Source organism: Telluribacter humicola (assembly GCF_017355935.1).
Taxonomy (GTDB): Bacteria; Bacteroidota; Bacteroidia; order Cytophagales; family Spirosomataceae; genus Telluribacter; species Telluribacter humicola.
Map to the genome: position 1 here is coordinate 1 of NZ_JAFIQT010000024.1, position 475 is coordinate 475.

Consider the following 475-nt stretch of genomic DNA (forward strand, 5'->3'; position numbering starts at 1 on the left):
GACTTTCGGTTGACTCCTGATTTTATGAAACCCTGGTACTGGATAAAGTCCTTGAGCAGCACCCAGTAAAGGGTAAGTATCCCATAAAATCCAAAGGCGTAGAGGTATTGAAACCGGTGCACTCTCTTAGCTTCGTGATGTGGGGACAGTTTTACAATGCCTCGATCCCGAATATCTTCATCCATAGGAACAATATTGGTGTAGGTATGATGGAGTATATTATGCTGAAATTTCCAGTTATCTACACCCGCTCCGGCCAGGTTGATCGTGTATCCCATCCATTTATTAATAGAGGGATTTTTAGAATAGGCTCCATGATTAGCATCATGCATTACACTCATACCTATACCTGAAATGCCAAGTCCCATCAATAGCCACAAAATCAGACTAGCCCAGAAGGGAGGCTGCAAGGTTAGCAAAAGAATAAAAGGAATTATGTAGAGGGCTAGTAATACAGAGGTCTTGATGATCATGC

At 42.3% G+C, this 475-nt stretch carries 1 protein-coding gene; it reads right to left on the reverse strand.

What is annotated here, in order from left to right; all coding sequences use genetic code 11:
- Window positions 1-341, reverse strand: a 341-nt coding sequence (locus JUB14_RS27615; RefSeq protein WP_229368385.1) for a fatty acid desaturase family protein, incomplete at its 3' end; no start/stop codon positions are given.
- Window positions 342-475: the final 134 nt, after the last annotated feature.